The sequence below is a fragment of the Bacillus sp. 0909A genome, assembly GCF_036765115.1.
Taxonomy (GTDB): domain Bacteria; phylum Bacillota; class Bacilli; order Bacillales; family Bacillaceae; genus Bacillus; species Bacillus mojavensis.
In genome coordinates this window covers 217,438-234,598 of the sequence record NZ_JBAIZU010000004.1, presented here as the reverse complement: position 1 = coordinate 234,598, position 17,161 = coordinate 217,438, and the positions used below count along the sequence as shown (strand labels likewise).

At 45.3% G+C, this 17,161-nt stretch carries 14 protein-coding genes and 1 pseudogene; 11 read left to right on the top strand and 4 right to left on the bottom strand.

Going from position 1 to position 17,161, the window contains the following annotated elements; all coding sequences use genetic code 11:
• The first annotated feature begins 64 nt into the window (after positions 1–64).
• On the top strand, positions 65–1,339 hold the full coding sequence (locus V6D42_RS16000; protein ID WP_333513935.1) for an APC family permease: 1,275 nt from the start codon (positions 65–67) through the stop codon (positions 1,337–1,339).
• A 14-nt stretch (positions 1,340–1,353) separates the two neighbouring features.
• Here V6D42_RS16000 and V6D42_RS15995 read toward each other — a convergent pair whose 3' ends face one another.
• The gene (locus V6D42_RS15995) at positions 1,354–1,587 is read right to left on the bottom strand and encodes a YgaP family membrane protein (protein WP_333513891.1); all 234 of its coding nucleotides are present in this window, start codon (positions 1,585–1,587) and stop codon (positions 1,354–1,356) included.
• A 126-nt stretch (positions 1,588–1,713) separates the two neighbouring features.
• Between V6D42_RS15995 and V6D42_RS15990 the strand changes: the two genes are divergently transcribed.
• From V6D42_RS15990 to V6D42_RS15980, 3 genes are read left to right on the top strand one after another with little or no spacing between them, the layout of a single operon-like run.
• Positions 1,714–3,456 (top strand): adenine deaminase, encoded by a 1,743-nt coding sequence (locus tag V6D42_RS15990; protein ID WP_333513890.1) that lies wholly within the window; start codon positions 1,714–1,716, stop codon positions 3,454–3,456.
• A 26-nt stretch (positions 3,457–3,482) separates the two neighbouring features.
• Positions 3,483–4,478: a DUF3048 domain-containing protein gene (locus tag V6D42_RS15985; protein WP_333513889.1), complete on the top strand. Its 996-nt coding sequence runs from the start codon at positions 3,483–3,485 to the stop codon at positions 4,476–4,478.
• Between the two features lie 2 nt (positions 4,479–4,480).
• On the top strand, positions 4,481–4,795 hold the full coding sequence (locus V6D42_RS15980; protein ID WP_333513888.1) for a YerC/YecD family TrpR-related protein: 315 nt from the start codon (positions 4,481–4,483) through the stop codon (positions 4,793–4,795).
• A 35-nt stretch (positions 4,796–4,830) separates the two neighbouring features.
• On the opposite strand, the gene V6D42_RS15975 is transcribed toward V6D42_RS15980, so the two are convergent.
• The gene (locus tag V6D42_RS15975) at positions 4,831–6,408 is read right to left on the bottom strand and encodes an FMN-binding glutamate synthase family protein (protein ID WP_333513887.1); all 1,578 of its coding nucleotides are present in this window, start codon (positions 6,406–6,408) and stop codon (positions 4,831–4,833) included.
• A gap of 238 nt (positions 6,409–6,646) precedes the next feature.
• On the opposite strand from V6D42_RS15975, the gene V6D42_RS15970 reads away from it, so the two are divergent.
• The 5 genes from V6D42_RS15970 (at position 6,647) to V6D42_RS15950 (ending at position 14,167) form a co-directional block, all read left to right on the top strand.
• Positions 6,647–7,333, top strand: a complete 687-nt coding sequence (locus tag V6D42_RS15970; protein ID WP_333513886.1) for a heptaprenylglyceryl phosphate synthase — start codon at positions 6,647–6,649, stop codon at positions 7,331–7,333.
• A 59-nt stretch (positions 7,334–7,392) separates the two neighbouring features.
• Positions 7,393–9,612, top strand: coding sequence for a DNA helicase PcrA (gene pcrA / locus V6D42_RS15965; RefSeq protein WP_333513885.1), 2,220 nt, complete (start codon positions 7,393–7,395; stop codon positions 9,610–9,612).
• 23 nt (positions 9,613–9,635) lie between these two features.
• Positions 9,636–11,642, top strand: a complete 2,007-nt coding sequence (gene ligA / locus V6D42_RS15960) for an NAD-dependent DNA ligase LigA (protein ID WP_333513884.1) — start codon at positions 9,636–9,638, stop codon at positions 11,640–11,642.
• 15 nt (positions 11,643–11,657) lie between these two features.
• Positions 11,658–12,848, top strand: coding sequence for a CamS family sex pheromone protein (locus V6D42_RS15955; RefSeq protein ID WP_333513883.1), 1,191 nt, complete (start codon positions 11,658–11,660; stop codon positions 12,846–12,848).
• A 125-nt stretch (positions 12,849–12,973) separates the two neighbouring features.
• Complete coding sequence (locus tag V6D42_RS15950) at positions 12,974–14,167, top strand: MFS transporter (protein WP_333513882.1); 1,194 nt, start codon at positions 12,974–12,976, stop codon at positions 14,165–14,167.
• Positions 14,168–14,282: 115 nt separating this feature from the next.
• Here the strand turns inward: V6D42_RS15950 and V6D42_RS15945 are convergent.
• Positions 14,283–14,538, bottom strand: a pseudogene (locus tag V6D42_RS15945) (hypothetical protein); the annotation flags it as partial.
• Between the two features lie 264 nt (positions 14,539–14,802).
• On the opposite strand from V6D42_RS15945, the gene V6D42_RS15940 reads away from it, so the two are divergent.
• Positions 14,803–15,228, top strand: a complete 426-nt coding sequence (locus tag V6D42_RS15940) for a hypothetical protein (RefSeq protein WP_333513880.1) — start codon at positions 14,803–14,805, stop codon at positions 15,226–15,228.
• Positions 15,229–15,415: 187 nt separating this feature from the next.
• Complete coding sequence (locus V6D42_RS15935) at positions 15,416–16,417, top strand: phosphotransferase enzyme family protein (protein WP_333513879.1); 1,002 nt, start codon at positions 15,416–15,418, stop codon at positions 16,415–16,417.
• 39 nt (positions 16,418–16,456) lie between these two features.
• Here V6D42_RS15935 and V6D42_RS15930 read toward each other — a convergent pair whose 3' ends face one another.
• On the bottom strand, positions 16,457–17,155 hold the full coding sequence (locus V6D42_RS15930) for an MgtC/SapB family protein (RefSeq protein ID WP_081720754.1): 699 nt from the start codon (positions 17,153–17,155) through the stop codon (positions 16,457–16,459).
• Positions 17,156–17,161 lie beyond the last annotated feature (6 nt).

Genomic DNA, 17,161 nt, shown 5'->3' with positions numbered 1-17,161 from the left:
TTGTAGCATATAAGTGTCGTCATCTTTTTTCTATAATAAAGCCATCACCATGAGAGGAGGCATCATTTTGCCGGAATTGCAGCGTTCAATTACTTGGATTCAAGGAGCGGCATTAACGATCGGGGCCGTATTGGGCTGCGGGATCTTAATTCTTCCGTCTGTCGCGGCTGACGCCGCTGGTCCCGCTTCTTTATTGGTTTGGGGATTTATGTCTTTCTTATCTTTTCTCCTCGTCGGCACACTGGCGCGCCTTGTCAGAATGGCGCCTAGCGCAGGAGGAATCACGGCTTATGTACAGCTAGCTTTTCGGCCAAAAGCCGGAGCCATTTTGGGCTGGATTATGCTGGGATCGGTTCCGATCGGTGTGCCAGTGATCGCTTTGACTGGCGCACATTATGTCAGCTACGTCACAAAGGCTTCGGATTGGCAGATTGCTTTCATTGCAGCAAGTATGCTGGCGCTCTCCATTTTGCTTCATATCAGGGGCATTCAATTATCAGCAAACATCAGCATACTCGTCATCTGTGTCATTTTGTTGCTGCTCGTCATTTCTGTTGCTGTCTCACTGCCTCTCGTAAAAGCAGCTGAATTTAAGCCTTTTCTGCCGCATGGCTGGTTTGCCGCAGGTTCTGTTTCTGTCATCATCTTTTTTTCTTTTGTAGGCTGGGAAATGATTACCCCATTAGCTGAAGAGTTCACACATCCGGAAAAGGATGTTCCAATCAGTTTATTCTTAGCGGCAGCTTGTGTGGCGGTGCTGTATATTATGCTGTCGTTTGTCACTGTGGGCACCCATGCATATGGAGAAAAGGGAGAAATCGCATCTCTGACGATGCTCATATCAAAAGGTACAGGGGATATTGGGGTATATGTAACGACTTGTTTAGCTCTTTTTATTACATTCGCCACCATTCACGCCAACATTGCAGGGTTTTCAAGGATGGTCTATGCGTTGGCAAGAGAAGGGCATATTCCCGGGTACTTCGGGAAACTCAGTCCTACAAAACATACACCTGTCCGTGTATTAACAGCGCTGGCTATCGTGTTTGGTTTCGTTCTTATGGCGAACGGCATATTTCAAATTGATCTGACAACGCTGCTGAAAGGACCAAGCTCGGCATTTATTGCATCTTACATATGTACAATGGCGGCAGCGCTGAAACTGCTGAACTGGAAGGATTCAGGCTGGTGGATGGCTTTGGGGGCGCTTCTTCTTTGTACAGCGATCTACTTATTTAGCGGATGGGCGCTCTTGTATCCTGCTGCGTTTGTGGCTGTTGGTTTTCTCTATATGAAGACAAAGGGATATTCTGAAAAAAAGCTTGATCACATTTTATGATCAAGCTTTTTTTCTTACGATTCTTGATGATCCTGTCCATGATTCTCACCAGTGCTGTTTTGAAACATATAGGTCACAGGGCAGAAACGCAGTATGCCTGAACCTGCCTTCATGGCACCAATAAAGATACAGAACAGATGCATTCTGCACCAAGGTTTTTTCATATACTTGGCACTGGCAGCTGACATGATTGTCAGTCCACAGGCGATACGGAAGACGGCATTGATGAGACTGATGTTTGGTTTCATGAAATCCGCTCCTTTACTTTAAAAAGTTTTTTAATCGAACCTTCAAAAATTTGTAACGTTTTTATCGTGCGTGATGGAGAAGGATGTGATACCATGAGTCTAATACATGTAAAGGAGAGTATGTGAATGTCCGAACGCACCTTTAACTGGAAAAATAAAGACATCAGGGCACAGGTTGATGTTGTAGACTCTAAGCTGCTTCCAACGCTCCTTTTACGGAATGCTCTCGTCTTAAATCCATATGTAAAACAATGGCTGAAAAAAAACATTTGGATTTATCAGGACCGTATTGTTTATGTTGGTCATGAACTTCCGGATAGAACCGAAGAAATTCATACGATTGATTGTGAAGGAAAATACATTGTGCCTGGCTATATCGAACCGCACGCACATCCTTTTCAAATATATAATCCCCAAACGCTGGCGGAATATGTGTCTCAGTACGGTACAACGACATTCGTAAATGATAACTTATTTTTGCTTTTGCAAAGCGGAAAAAAGAAAGCGCTTACTATTTTGAATGAACTCAAAAAGCTTCCGGTTCAGTATTTTTGGTGGTCACGGTATGACCTGCAGACCGAGGTTCTGAACGAGGATCACGTTCTTCCATTTGACGTCAGAAAGCAGTGGATTGAACATCCGGATGTCATACAAGGCGGAGAAATGACCGGATGGCCGCGTCTTGTAGATGGCGATGATTTAATGCTTCATTGTATGCAGGCCACAAAAAAACAGCGGAAACGCATAGAAGGGCATTTTCCCGGCGCTTCAGATAAAACGCTTACAAAAATGAAGCTATTCGGAGCTGATTGTGATCATGAAGCCATGACAGGTGAGGAAGTGATGAGAAGGCTGGAGCTGGGCTATTATGTATCGCTTCGCAATTCGTCCATTCGCCCTGATTTAAGAAACATATTGCAGGAGCTTCATGACAAGGGCTTCCGCTACTACGACCACTTTTTTTACACAACAGACGGCGCTACGCCTAATTTTTATAAAGGCGGCATGACAAACGAGCTCATCCGGATTGCCCTGGAAGAAGGGGTTCCGGCAATCGATGCGTACAATATGGCATCATTTAATATCGCGAAGTATTATCAAATGGATGATTATTTAGGCATTGTCGGGCCGGGAAGGCTTGCATCACTGAATATCCTTGAGGACCCGTTGCAGCCGAATCCGGTAACCGTTCTGTCAAAAGGCAAGATTCTGCGTGAAGACGGCCGTGATGTGAATGCGTTTCCACATACGAACTGGAACAAAGGCGGTCTTGTCCCGCTTGAGCTTTCATATGATATGACGATGGATGATTTGCAGTTTTCCATGCCGATGGGCGTAAAAATGCGGAATGCGGTGATTATGGAGCCGTATATGATTGAGATCGACAACTCGGTCGAACAGCTTTCATTTGACCATGATGAAAGTTATTTAACGATGCTTGACAGACATGGGAAATGGCGCGTGAATACGATGATAAAAGGATTTGCCTCAAGTGTGCAGGGATTTGTGAGTTCCTTTACGACGACGGGTGATATTGTCGCGATCGGAAAAAACAAAGCGGATATGCTGCTTGCTTTCTCCCGCATGAAAGAAATCGGTGGGGGAATTGTGCTTGCGGAAGACGGAAAAATTCTTCACGAAATTCCGCTTTCACTGTGCGGATGCGCTTCTTCGGAATCGTATGACATCGTGCTGGAAAAGGAACAGAAGCTGAGAGATCTATTGACTGAAAGAGGCTATGAGTATTGTGATCCGGTTTATACGCTGCTCTTTTTGCAAAGCACGCACCTCCCGTATATACGCATTACGCCAAGAGGAATCTTCGACGTGATGAAAAAAACTGTACTCTTTCCATCGATAATGCGTTAAAATATAAAAGAGCGGGGAGCCGACATATGAAAAAATGGATGACAGTTTGCGTGCTGTGTTTCGCGTTTTTCATGCTAGTATCTTGCCAGCAGAAGGACGCTGTCCCTGATCACACAAAGAAGCTGAAAGCCCCTTTGACGGGATTGGAGACTGAGCAGAAGGCAGCTGAACGCAGGCCTGTTGCTGTCGTGGTGAACAATCACCCGAAAGCGCGGCCGCAATCAGGACTGTCTAAAGCCGACATTGTCATAGAAGCGCTTGCCGAAGGCCAAATTACAAGGTTTCTGGCCGTTTTTCAAAGCCAGATGCCTGAAACTGTCGGACCTGTGCGGAGTGCGCGGGAATATTTCGTCACTCTCAGCAACGGTTTTGACAGCATATTTGTCCATCACGGCTGGAGTCCCGGCGCCAAGGAGCAGCTGGAATCCGGAGCTGCCGATTATATTAACGGATTGGATTTTGACGGAAGCTTATTTTGGAGAGCTGATTTCAGCGAACCGCCCCACAATTCCTTCACGTCTTATGAGTACATAAAAAAGGCGGCGGAACAAAAGGGATATGAGCTGAAGCAGGAAACAGATCCAATGCTGTTTCAAACATCAGATGCAAAACCTGTAAATGAATCTTATAATGTTCGGGTAGATTATGGAACAAAAAACGTTACAAATCTTGTCGAATACAACTATGATAAAAAAACTGAAGCTTATACGAGAAGCTCTGATGGTGTCATGACGACAGACCGGGAGACCGGAAAGCCGGTTGCAATGCAAAATATTTTCATTGTTGAAGCCAGCCATCATATTATTGACCAAGATGGAAGGCGTGACATCGACATAGAATCAGGGGGTAAAGGTCTGCTGTTTCAGCACGGAAACGTCATTGAAGCAGACTGGAAATATGTAAACGGGAGAATTGTGCCGGTGAAAGAAGGCAAATGGCTGCCGTTTGTGCCAGGAAAGACATGGATAAATATCGTGCCTGATCTCGATGCGGCTTCCATTAGTAAAGGAGAAGGTGTGTAACGATGCAAATCGATAAATTACGCGGCAAAGAGCTGGACCAGCTATTTAACTCTATCTTATCGCTGAAAGACCTGGAGGAATGTTACCGGTTCTTCGATGATCTTTGCACAATTAATGAAATTCAATCGCTGGCTCAGCGCCTTGAAGTGGCGCGCATGCTCCGCGAAGGAAATACGTATCATAAAATTGAAACAGAAACAGGCGCATCTACTGCGACAATTTCCCGTGTGAAGCGCTGCTTAAATTATGGAAATGACGCCTATGAGATGGCGCTTGACCGTGTGAAGGATACTGAAACAGAGTCTTCTTCCAAATAAAAAACCGCCCTGCCGTTTGGCAAGGGGCGGTTTTTTTATGAAACTATTTTCTCAACCAGTTTGTTGATGTCAATTGTGCTGCCATCCTCTTTACGATAAACAACATGCTTCTGGGAAAAATGAATCGGCGAATCGATCCCGGCTGCTGCCGCCAGATTAAACAGCCCCTCACGCAGCGAAATGACGTAATTGCAGACACGGTGCTGCTTTTCCTCAACGCTCAGCGCTTTTTGTAGCTTCGGATCTGTTGTCGCAACGCCTGCCGGGCATGTGTTGGTGTGGCATACGAGGGCGCGGATGCATCCGACTGAAAACATCATGCCGCGTGCAATGTTGACAAAGTCAGCGCCCAGAGCTAAAGCGACCGCGATTTTGTCAGGTGTCAGCAGCTTTCCGGAAGCAAAAAGTTTCATCCGGTCACGCAAGCCGTATTGTCTGAGCAGCGTATCAACGATAGGGAGCGCGGTCATAATCGGGAGGCCGACTGTGTCGGCAAGCTCATAAAAGGAAGCACCGGTACCGCCTTCACTCCCGTCTATTGTTATAAAATCAGGATGTTTTCCGCTTTTCTGCATATAAGAAAAAAGCTCATGCAAGTCATCAGGCTGGCCTGCAACCATTTTAATGCCGACCGGCTTTTGACCGACGTCTCGCAGCTTTTCGATAAAATCCAGCATTTCAGGTGTGCTTGAAAATTCATGAAAGCGGTTTGGGCTGTCGATTGATTTTCCGGGTTCGACATTCCGGATTTCCGCCACTTCCTCTGACACTTTAGCGCCATCCACATGTCCGCCGCGGGTTTTCGCTCCTTGTGCGAGCTTCAGCTCAAACGCTTTAATTTGGTCAAGCCGGCTTTTCTTTTTGAATTCCTCCCACGAAAATTCCCCTTTTCTATTGCGCACGCCAAAAAGGCCGGGACCGATTTGGCAGATGATATCAGCACCTCCCTTTAAGTGATACTCAGACAATCCGCCTTCACCGGTATTCATCCAAGTGCCGCCCGCCTGGTGCAGCCCTTTTGACAGCGCTGTAATGGCGCGCTCCCCAAGTGAACCGTAGCTCATGGCGGATTGCCCGACTAATCCCTTCACATAGAAAGGCTTTTCGCATGTACTCCCGCCGATGACTTGAACATCATCTGGATGGAGATAATACGGATCAGCCTTAATACGTTCGGCATGTTCGCTGCGTCTGAACAGATTGTCCGAATCGATTTTATAGATGTGGGTTTCGATTTTCGGAGACTGGTTCACACGCAATTCTTCTTTTTGTTTTGGGAAAAGGGCGTTTCGGATATAATAGCCCGGTTGATCAAAATCTCTTACCGATCCGAAACCCATCATTCTGCTTTTGTATTTTCCGGAAATGACAGTTTGCTCATATTCTTTTCGTGAAAAAGGCTGTTCCTCATTGTCATTGCTAAATAAATACTGCCGCAGCTCCGGCCCGATTTTTTCGAAAATATAGCGAAACCTTCCAATGACAGGATAATTGCGGAGGATCGAATGCTCCTGCTGTTTTTCGTCCTTTATGTAGATCCAGACAAACAATGCGATGGGGATAACGATAATCCCGATGATAAATGCAATAAGTGCAATGATAATGTATTCCATCTGTTAGCCTCCCTTTTTATGTAACCATTTCCACTGTTGGAGCGTTTCCAAACAATAGAAAATATTACTGTGTTTTTACTATAAAAAGAGAGCGGAACAGCTGCTTTTTTTCTGCGGAAATAGAATCAAAACACCTTTTTCAGTGAATAACGAGAATGACGGCTTTTTCCGTTTTTCCGCGCTATGTGAATTTGTTATAATGTTTAAATGGTAAGAAACGAATGGAGGAACGGATGACGTGTACGATGTAACGGAGTGGAAGCATGTCTTTAAACTCGATCCAAATAAAGATTTGCCTGATGAACAGCTGGAGATTCTTTGTGAGTCAGGGACTGATGCGGTCATTATCGGAGGAAGCGATGGTGTAACGGAGGATAATGTCCTGCGGATGCTGTCTCAGGTGAGACGGTTTTTGGTGCCGTGTGTCCTTGAGGTGTCAGCGATTGAAGCGATTGTCCCCGGCTTTGACTTATATTTTATTCCGAGTGTATTAAACAGTAAAAATCCGAATTGGATTGTCGGAATGCATCAGAAGGCCATGAAGGAATATGGAGAACTGATGTCAATGGAAGAAATTGTGGCGGAAGGCTATTGTATCGTAAATCCTGATTGCAAAGCCGCGGCTTTAACGGAGGCGGACACCAATCTGAATCATGACGATATCATCGCCTATGCGCGCGTGTCTGAGCTGCTGCAGCTTCCGATTTTTTATCTCGAATACAGCGGCGCTCTTGGGGACATAGAAGCCGTCAAGAAAACGAAGGCTGTATTGGAATCGTCCACCCTGTTTTACGGAGGCGGTATCAAAGATGCGGGGACGGCGAAACAGTATGCCGAGCACGCGGATGTCATTGTGGTGGGCAACGCTGTGTATGAGGATTTTGATGAAGCGCTGAAGACAGTAGCAGCTGTCAAAGGCGAGTAGCGAAATGTACGGATTTGGTTTATGATAGAACATATGTTTGTATAGGCGGGTGACGAATTTTGAATTACATTAGCAATCAACTATTAAGCGGATTAAACCCCGTTCAGCAGGAAGCTGTCAAAACAACGGACGGGCCTCTCTTGCTGATGGCGGGAGCGGGAAGCGGAAAGACGCGCGTCCTGACGCACAGAATCGCTTACTTAATGGCGGAGAAGCATGTGGCGCCGTGGAACATCTTGGCGATCACATTTACAAATAAAGCGGCCAGAGAAATGAAAGAACGTGTGGAGAGCATTCTCGGGCCCGGCGCGGACGATATCTGGATTTCCACATTCCACAGCATGTGTGTGCGGATTTTGCGCCGAGATATCGACCGCATCGGGATCAACCGTAATTTCTCAATCCTTGATACGGCTGACCAGCTTTCAGTCATCAAAGGGATATTGAAAGAACGCAACCTTGATCCGAAAAAATTTGATCCGAGAAGTATCCTCGGCACGATCAGCAGTGCGAAAAACGAATTGACCGAACCGGAGGAATTTTCTAAGGTTGCCGGCGGCTACTATGATCAGGTCGTCAGCGATGTATACACTGATTATCAGAAAAAACTGCTGAAAAACCAGTCGCTTGATTTCGACGACTTAATTATGACAACCATTAAACTGTTTGACCGTATTCCGGAAGTGCTTGAGTTTTATCAGCGCAAATTCCAATACATCCACGTCGATGAGTATCAGGATACGAACAGAGCGCAATACATGCTCGTGAAGCAGCTGGCGGAGCGTTTCCAAAACCTTTGTGTTGTCGGCGACTCCGACCAGTCCATCTACAGATGGCGCGGAGCGGACATTGCCAACATTCTTTCCTTTGAAAAGGATTATCCGAATGCCAGCGTTATTTTGCTTGAACAAAACTACCGTTCAACAAAACGGATTTTGCGCGCGGCCAACGAAGTGATCCAAAACAACACAAACCGCAAGCCGAAAAATCTATGGACGGAAAACGATGAAGGAATTAAAATTTCCTATTACCGCGGAGACAATGAATTCGGTGAAGGACAATTTGTTGCCGGGAAAATTTATGAGCTTCATCACTCCGGCAAACGGAAGCTGTCGGATATCGCCATCTTGTACCGGACAAACGCCCAATCCCGTGTGATTGAGGAAACGCTTCTCAAAGCGGGACTGAACTATAACATTGTCGGCGGCACAAAGTTCTATGACAGAAAAGAAATCAAAGACATTCTCGCGTACCTGCGTCTCGTATCTAATCCGGATGATGACATCAGCTTTACGCGTATTGTCAATGTGCCGAAGCGCGGAGTCGGCGCCACATCACTTGAAAAAATTGCTTCATATGCCGCGATGAACGGCTTGTCACTATTCCAAGCGATTCAGCAGGTTGATTTCATCGGCGTCAGCGCCAAGGCTGCCAACGCGCTCGACAGCTTCAGACAGATGATTGAGAACCTGACAAACATGCAGGATTATTTATCAATTACCGAGCTGACCGAAGAAATTCTCGATAAAACCGAATACAGAGAGATGCTGAAGGCAGAAAAATCAATTGAAGCCCAAAGCCGTTTAGAAAACATCGACGAGTTCCTGTCTGTAACGAAAAACTTTGAACAGAAAAGCGAAGACAAAACACTCGTTGCGTTCCTGACAGATTTGGCACTGATCGCTGATATCGATCAGCTCGACCAAAAAGAAGAGGAATCCGGCGGCACGGATGCGATCACGCTGATGACGCTGCACGCCGCAAAAGGACTGGAATTCCCGGTTGTTTTCCTTATGGGACTTGAGGAAGGTGTCTTCCCGCACAGCCGTTCACTGATGGAAGAAGCTGAGATGGAAGAAGAACGCCGTCTAGCTTACGTGGGCATTACAAGAGCGGAGCAGGAGCTTTATCTGACCAACGCAAAAATGCGCACGTTGTTTGGCAGAACAAACATGAACCCGGAATCACGCTTTATCGGTGAAATTCCTGATGATTTATTGGAAAACCTAAATGAGAAAAAAGAAACGAGAGCGCCGTCTGCAAGAAACATGCAGCCGAGACGCGGCCCTGTTTCCCGTCCGGTGTCCTACGCAAGCAAAACAGGCGGTGATACCCTAAACTGGGCTGTCGGAGATAAAGCCGGACATAAAAAATGGGGCACAGGAACCGTTGTCAGCGTAAAAGGCGAAGGAGAAGGGACCGAACTCGATATTGCCTTCCCGAGCCCGATCGGTGTGAAGCGCCTGTTAGCGGCATTCGCGCCAATTGAAAAGCAGTAATTGAACAGGAAAGGAAGAAGCAGATGGACAAAGAAACAGCGAAGCAGCGGGCAGAAGAACTGCGCCGCACCATCAACAAGTATAGCTATGAATATTACACCTTAGATGAACCGAGCGTCCCAGATGCTGAATACGACAGATTGATGCAGGAGCTGATTGCGATTGAGGAGGAGCATCCAGACCTCAGAACGCCTGATTCTCCTACACAGCGTGTCGGCGGTGCTGTGCTTGAAGCATTTCAAAAAGTCACTCACGGCACGCCAATGCTCAGTCTGGGCAACGCGTTTAATGCTGACGATGTCCGCGACTTTGACCGCCGTGTGCGCCAGGCCGTGGGTGATGATGTGGCGTATAATGTGGAGCTGAAAATAGACGGTCTTGCTGTTTCTCTCCGTTATGAAGATGGCTATTTTGTCAGAGGCGCCACAAGAGGCGACGGAACAACGGGAGAGGATATTACAGAAAATCTGAAGACGATCCGCACTATTCCGCTCAAAATGAACCGCAGCCTTTCAATTGAAGTGCGCGGCGAGGCATATATGCCGAAACGCTCATTTGAAGCGCTCAATGAAGAACGGATCAAAAACGAGGAAGAACCGTTCGCAAATCCGCGCAATGCCGCTGCGGGATCACTCAGACAGCTTGATCCTAAAATTGCGGCGAAACGAAATCTTGATATCTTCGTCTACAGTATAGCGGAGCTTGACGAAATGGGTGTGGAGACACAAAGCCAAGGGCTTGATTTTCTCGACGACATCGGCTTTAAAACGAACCAGGAACGGAAAAAATGCGGCAGCATAGAAGAAGTCATTGCGATGATCGATGAGCTTCAAGCGAAACGCGCCGATCTCCCGTATGAAATTGACGGCATCGTCATCAAAGTGGATTCTCTCGATCAGCAGGAGGAGCTCGGCTATACGGCAAAAAGCCCGCGCTGGGCCATTGCGTATAAGTTTCCTGCAGAAGAGGTCGTAACCAAGCTTCTCGATATCGAATTAAATGTCGGAAGAACGGGTGTGATTACGCCGACCGCGATTCTTGAGCCGGTAAAAGTTGCCGGGACAACGGTCTCAAGAGCATCCCTTCATAACGAAGATTTAATTAAAGAGAAGGATATCCGGATTTTGGATAAGGTAGTCGTCAAAAAAGCGGGCGATATCATACCTGAAGTCGTGAACGTTCTCGTTGAGCAGCGCACAGGGGAAGAAAAGGAATTCAGCATGCCGACAGAATGCCCTGAATGCGGCAGTGAACTCGTCCGCATTGAAGGAGAAGTGGCGCTTCGCTGCATCAATCCTGAATGCCCTGCACAAATCAGAGAAGGGCTGATTCATTTTGTCTCCCGCAATGCCATGAACATTGACGGGCTAGGCGAACGAGTGATCACACAGCTGTTTCAGGAGAATCTCGTCCGTAATGTGGCAGATCTGTATAAGCTGACGAAGGAACAGGTGATTCAGCTCGAACGCATGGGCGAAAAATCAACTGAAAACCTAATCAGCTCTATACAAAAATCTAAGGAAAACTCATTAGAGCGCCTGTTATTCGGCCTTGGCATCCGCTTTATCGGCTCGAAGGCTGCAAAGACGCTCGCCATGCATTTTGAAAGCTTGGACAATCTGAAAAAAGCTACCATAGAGGAACTTCTGGCAATAGATGAAATCGGTGAAAAAATGGCTGACGCAGTCATCACCTATTTCCATAAAGAAGAAATGCTCGAGCTTTTGGCCGAACTTGAGGAGCTTGGCGTAAACACACTTTATAAAGGTCCGAAAAAAGTAAAAGCAGAGGACAGCGATTCCTATTTTGCAGGCAAAACCATCGTTCTGACAGGAAAGCTGGAAGAGCTGTCAAGAAACGAAGCGAAAGCGCAAATTGAAGCGCTCGGCGGAAAGATGACTGGAAGCGTCAGTAAAAACACAGACTTGGTTATCGCCGGAGAAGCGGCGGGAAGCAAGCTGACAAAAGCGCAAGAGCTGAACATTGAAGTGTGGAATGAACAACAGCTAATGGGAGAGCTAAAGAAATAAGAGGAGTGTTTTCTATTGAAAAAGACGTTGGTAATGGCGGCAACGGCGGCAGTGTTGATGCTGTCTGCCTGTTCGTCAGGTTTTGGGGGGAAGAAGGAGGAAGAGATTACGCAAAAAACGGCGAAATCGTCAGAAAAAGCGATTATCCCAAAATACAATATCTCTGACTCCTATTACAAAATGGTGCTTCCGTTTAAAGCGGGGAAAGCACGCGGCCTGACAACGGAACAGCTGAATACAAGACTTGATATTGATGAGTTTGAAACGGGACTGATGCGCCTTGCCCAAGACTCTTTCTCGACAGACGATTATCTGTTCCAAGAAGGACAATACTTAGATGAAGATACAGTATTAAGCTGGCTGGCTCGGAAAAAAACAGGCTCTGATCTGAAAAAAGCCCAGAAAGAAGATAAAAACTTTAAAAACGAAGGTCTGAACCCAGCGCTCCCTAGCTCTGGCTCAACAGAAGAGAAAAACGAAAGCAGTCCGGTTTATTTAGCTTCTATGCTGGAACATGATTACTTAGTCAGAAAAGACAAGAATTCCATCCAGCTTGGCGGCGTTATGATCGGCTTGGCGTTAAATTCAGTGTATTACTACCGCGAGAAAACAGGCGACCCTCAAAAAGAAGTGGAAATTGATAACAGCACACTCCGTAAACAGGGAGAAAAAATCGCGCAGGAGGTCATTAACCGCCTTCGCAAAAAAGATAACCTGAAGAATGTGCCGATTACGATTGCGCTTTACAAACAGGCGTCTAAAACATCCATCGTTCCCGGCAATTTTATCGCCAAAACAGAAGTCAAAGCAGGCTCCTCTGATATTTCAAACTGGGACGATGTAAATGAAAAATACGTCTTCTATCCGGCCGATACGAGCACTGCAGAGAAATATCCTGATGATACTGAAGTCTTTAAACGGTTCAAAAACTCAATTGACAACTACTTCCCGAACTACACAGGTGTTGTCGGAACGGCCCTGTATGAAAACAATGAAATGAAGAAAATGAAAATCGAAATTCCGATGCAATTCTACGGAAAGAGTGAAGTCGTCGCGTTTACCCAGTTCTTAACGGGTGAAGTCATGGACTATTACTCAAAGAGCTCACTAGATCTCGAAGTGGATATTACATCCTCAGACGGGCAGGAAGCGGTCATTCTCCGGGATGCTGGCGATAAAGAGCCGACTGTTCACATTTATGACTAAAATAAGTTAACCCCTTGCGCCGCAGCGGCGCTGGGGTTATTTTGCGTTTATATTGAATTTGGGGATCGTTGGATAGGGTATGCATTTATGTTATGATGTTCAAAAAATAGAAAAAGGTTGAAAATATGAAAAATAAATCCTTTTATTTCATATGGGCGGGGCAGTCGATTGCCAATTTAGGAGATTCTCTATATGTGCTGGTGCTGACCCTGTTTACCTATCAAGTCACAGACTCGGCTTTTTTGGCATCACTTGTGGCCATGATGCAATTTGTCGGCCAATCATTAAGTGCAGTTTTTATACCTGTTTTTATCAATAAATACAGGCTCAAGCAGATTTTGATCTTTTTACAGATGACGCAAACAATACTTTTATCTTTGCTGCTCCTCATATTTATTATAGATTTTAAATCTATTGTAATCTTTTTCTTGATTGTATTTTTCATGTCCCTGTTAGATGGAGGAACCATCCCGGTCAGAAATTCTATGATTCCCCGTTTTGTTCCAAAAACCATGCTATTGAAAGCAAACAGTCTTGTGCTGACCTCTGATCAGATCGTGCTCTTGCTCGGTTGGCTGCTCGGCGGCCTTTTGATCAAATGGCTCGGGCCCCAATTGCTATTAATGCTGACTTTTGTGCTTTATGGCACTTCAACAGTGTCTTTATTTTTTGTCAAGGATGCGGGTAAAGGAGATGGCGAACAGGAAGAAAACGAATCTTTTATTGATAAAATTGCAGCTGGCTGGAAAGCGATTTATCAGATGCCTGTTATCAGAATGCTGACTGTTCTTGAGCTTTTATCTATGTTCGGCAGAAGCATTTGGACGGGGGCTATCATTCTTGTATATGTCGATGAAGTGCTTCATAAAAACGAAACATGGTGGGGGTTTATTAATGCCAGCTATTTCGCGGGTACCATTACAGGCGGTTTAATCGTATGGAAATTTTCGAAAAGCATCAACGGAAAGCTGTTCTCAATGATTTTATGGACATCAATTGCTATCGGCGCTTCTACATTATGTCTTGCGCTAAACAAGTATGCGTTGGCGTCCTTGCTTCTGGTCTTTATTCTGGGACCCTCATTTCAGCTCAGGGGGATTGCGATTAGAACTTATGTGCAGGAGAACATAAACGAAACATTGCTGCCGAAAATCCTGTCTGCTCAGCATACAATAAGCACATTTGTATACGGTGCTTCTATCTTGATTATGAGCAGTCTAACTGATTGGCTTGGTGTGCAATATGTCTTTTTCTTGAATTTTATCATTTTTTCTGTTTCAGCGCTTCTATCATTAAAACTAAAAAATGAACAAATATAGACAATATCTTATAAATATTTACATAAATATGTTTGTGTGATTAAATGGTTTTTATTCAAATATTTTTGGAATTTTGGACGGCCATTTTCATTTATTTCCTCTTTCTCCCGTTAAAAAGCTCGCAGACGAAAAGCATATGAGAATCCGACTTTTGAAATAATATAACTCCTCATAATCGTATGTTTCCCGCTTGCATTCAGCTGATTCGTACGCACCGTAAGCTCTTCGGCCCGCTGCAAGTTGCTTTCCTGCGCATAGCTGATTGTAAACTTTATATCTAGACTGGAAATAAATTGATCGGATGGTCCTTCAAACTGCTCTTCAGCCTCTCTTCTGTAATCATCCTCCACATACATCTGTCGGCGCCTTTTTCAACCTCTGTTATAAATTCTTTATAGGGGCAGCATCCCGTCGATTTCCCTCGAGGAGAAGCTTGCCCATCGGCTTGATACGGAGGGACACATCGGCTGGATTGTTGAAGCGGCGGACAGATTTAGTGATGAAGGCATTGTTGGTGCGGTCATGGGGGTCCTAATGGAAGACTCATTAAAGATCGATACATTTTAGCTCAGCTGCCGCGCATCAGGCAAAGGCATTGAACAATATAAAATTCTGACAGGGCTGGCTTCATATGCATGGGAAAAACAGCTTGCGACATATCCTTGCAGTTTAAGGATTCAGGCAGAAACCGGGCTTTTTCTGAATTCTGGGCTGCGCATCGTTTTGAAGAAGAAGCGGATCGTATTTATCACAATTCTGTGTATGATGTAGAGGATCGAAGCGGGCATATCGAATGGGTATCCTCTCGGCAGCCTGCGCAGGATGTAACGGAAAAAACGGCTGCAGGTGATGTATTGCCGCAAGCTTTCATTGAAAACACAAATGCTCATTGGAAAGTGCTGCATGCTGAACAATCCCGCATTCTTCATATAGTGGCCTTAGATACAAACCGGCTGGAGCATTTGCGAGCTTTATTAGTGAAGGAACATATAGGAGCCGAAGCAGTAGAAAGCGGGTCGGAACCGGAAACAGAACAGCAAAAAATACCTGCGGACATTTAAGGATATTCTCCACTTGGATCATGTAGGTATTGACCCAACTATTTCTTTCATTTAGGAGGAAATTCACTTCTCGCTGTCAAAATGGAAGTAGATCTGGAAAAGAAGGGCTGGTATGTTGATGATTGGAATTTCACAAAAAAACACACGATAAAAGAATTATTTAAATATATGAAGAGGGAGAATCAGCATGCATAAAGATATTAAAGCAATATTCGATGAAGAAAAGGTTCTGGCAGAAGCTGCCGTTATATATGGATTTACAAGAGAGCAGGTGCAATTCTTAGCAGATGCGGAAAACTATGTGTATGAGTTTGCTAAAGACAACGAATCTTATATTTTAAAGATTACACACACAATTCGCAGGTCGCCTAATTACATTATGGGGGAAATGGAGTGGCTCCATCACCTTGCTGAAGGAGGACTTTCAGTAGCCAAACCGATCCCGTCGCTAAATGGAAAAGATGTTGAGGAAGTGCCAGATGGAAATGGCGGAGCGTTTTTACTCAGAGTATATGAGAAGGCGCCGGGGCACAAAGTGGACGAATCCGACTGGAATGAAACCCTATTTTTTGAGCTTGGCAGATACACAGGGAAAATGCACAGCTTGACAAAAAGCTACAAGCTCAACAATCCTGCTTTTAAAAGACAGGAGTGGGATGAAGAAGAGCAGCTGATGCTTAGAAAATACGTGCCGGAAAACCAGACTCAGGTGTTTCAGCAGGCCGATGAGCTAATGAATGAACTGCGCCAATTACCAAAAAGCAGGGACAGCTATGGCTTGGTTCATGCAGACCTCCACCATGGCAATTTTAACTGGGACCAAGGGAAAATCACAACATTTGATTTTGATGACATCGGCTACAATTGGTTTGTCAATGATATTAGCATTCTCCTCTATAATGTGCTATGGTACCCGGTCGTTCCATATGAAAACAAAGCCGTGTTTACAGAGGAATTTATGACACACTTTATGAAAGGGTACAGGGAGGAAAATGATCTGGATGCTTCGTGGCTGATCAGAATACCTGATTTTCTCCGCCTGCGTCATATGCTGATATACGGACTGCTGCATCAAATGTTTGATCTTACCTCAATAGGCGCAGAAGAAAAAGAAATGCTGGCCGGTTTCAGAAGGGATATAGAAAACCGCACGCCGATCACAGAATATGATTTTTCTAAGCTCTTCTAGAACGAAAAAAGCCAATGGGTCATAATGCCCCATTGGCTTTTATAATGTATCGCACTTCACGCCGACGACACCTTCAATGTCTTTTATATCATAGTAGACATCGGTCGTGTATCTGTTTTTATGGACACGGACCTTGACTTCCATGATCGGAAATTCTTTTTCATGAAGGTCATCGATTCGGACGGAGTGTGTCTTAATGTTTCTTCTTTTCATTTCTTTTAAAATCTCTGTCATTTTGTTTTTATCGGAAAGTGACATTCTGATGCGGATGTCTTTTTCCTGCAGGCGGTCTGGACCAATTTTTCTGACAGCCCACGGCAGAAATTCAACGCTGATCAGGATGAACAGAAGGCTGGCAAAGGCTTCTTTATAAAATCCCGCTCCGGTTGCAAGTCCGAGCCCGGCCGCCCCCCAAATCATAGCCGATGTGGTTAAGCCGGAAATGACATCGTTGCTTTTCCGCAAAATGACACCTGCGCCGATAAACCCGACGCCGGAGATGATTTGCGCCGGCAGACGCAGCGGGTCCATCATAATGCGGTAGTATTTAGGGAAATGATATGCCGCGTTAATACTGACGATCGTCAGCATGCATGAGCTGACGGCGATAACGATACAGGTTTTTAACCCGAGCGGCTTATTCTTCAGCTCGCGCTCCAGCCCGATGACCATGCCAATCAAAGTGGCAATGCCTAATTTTAATAAAATATCAGGATCAATATACCAGCTCAACAGCAACTTCCC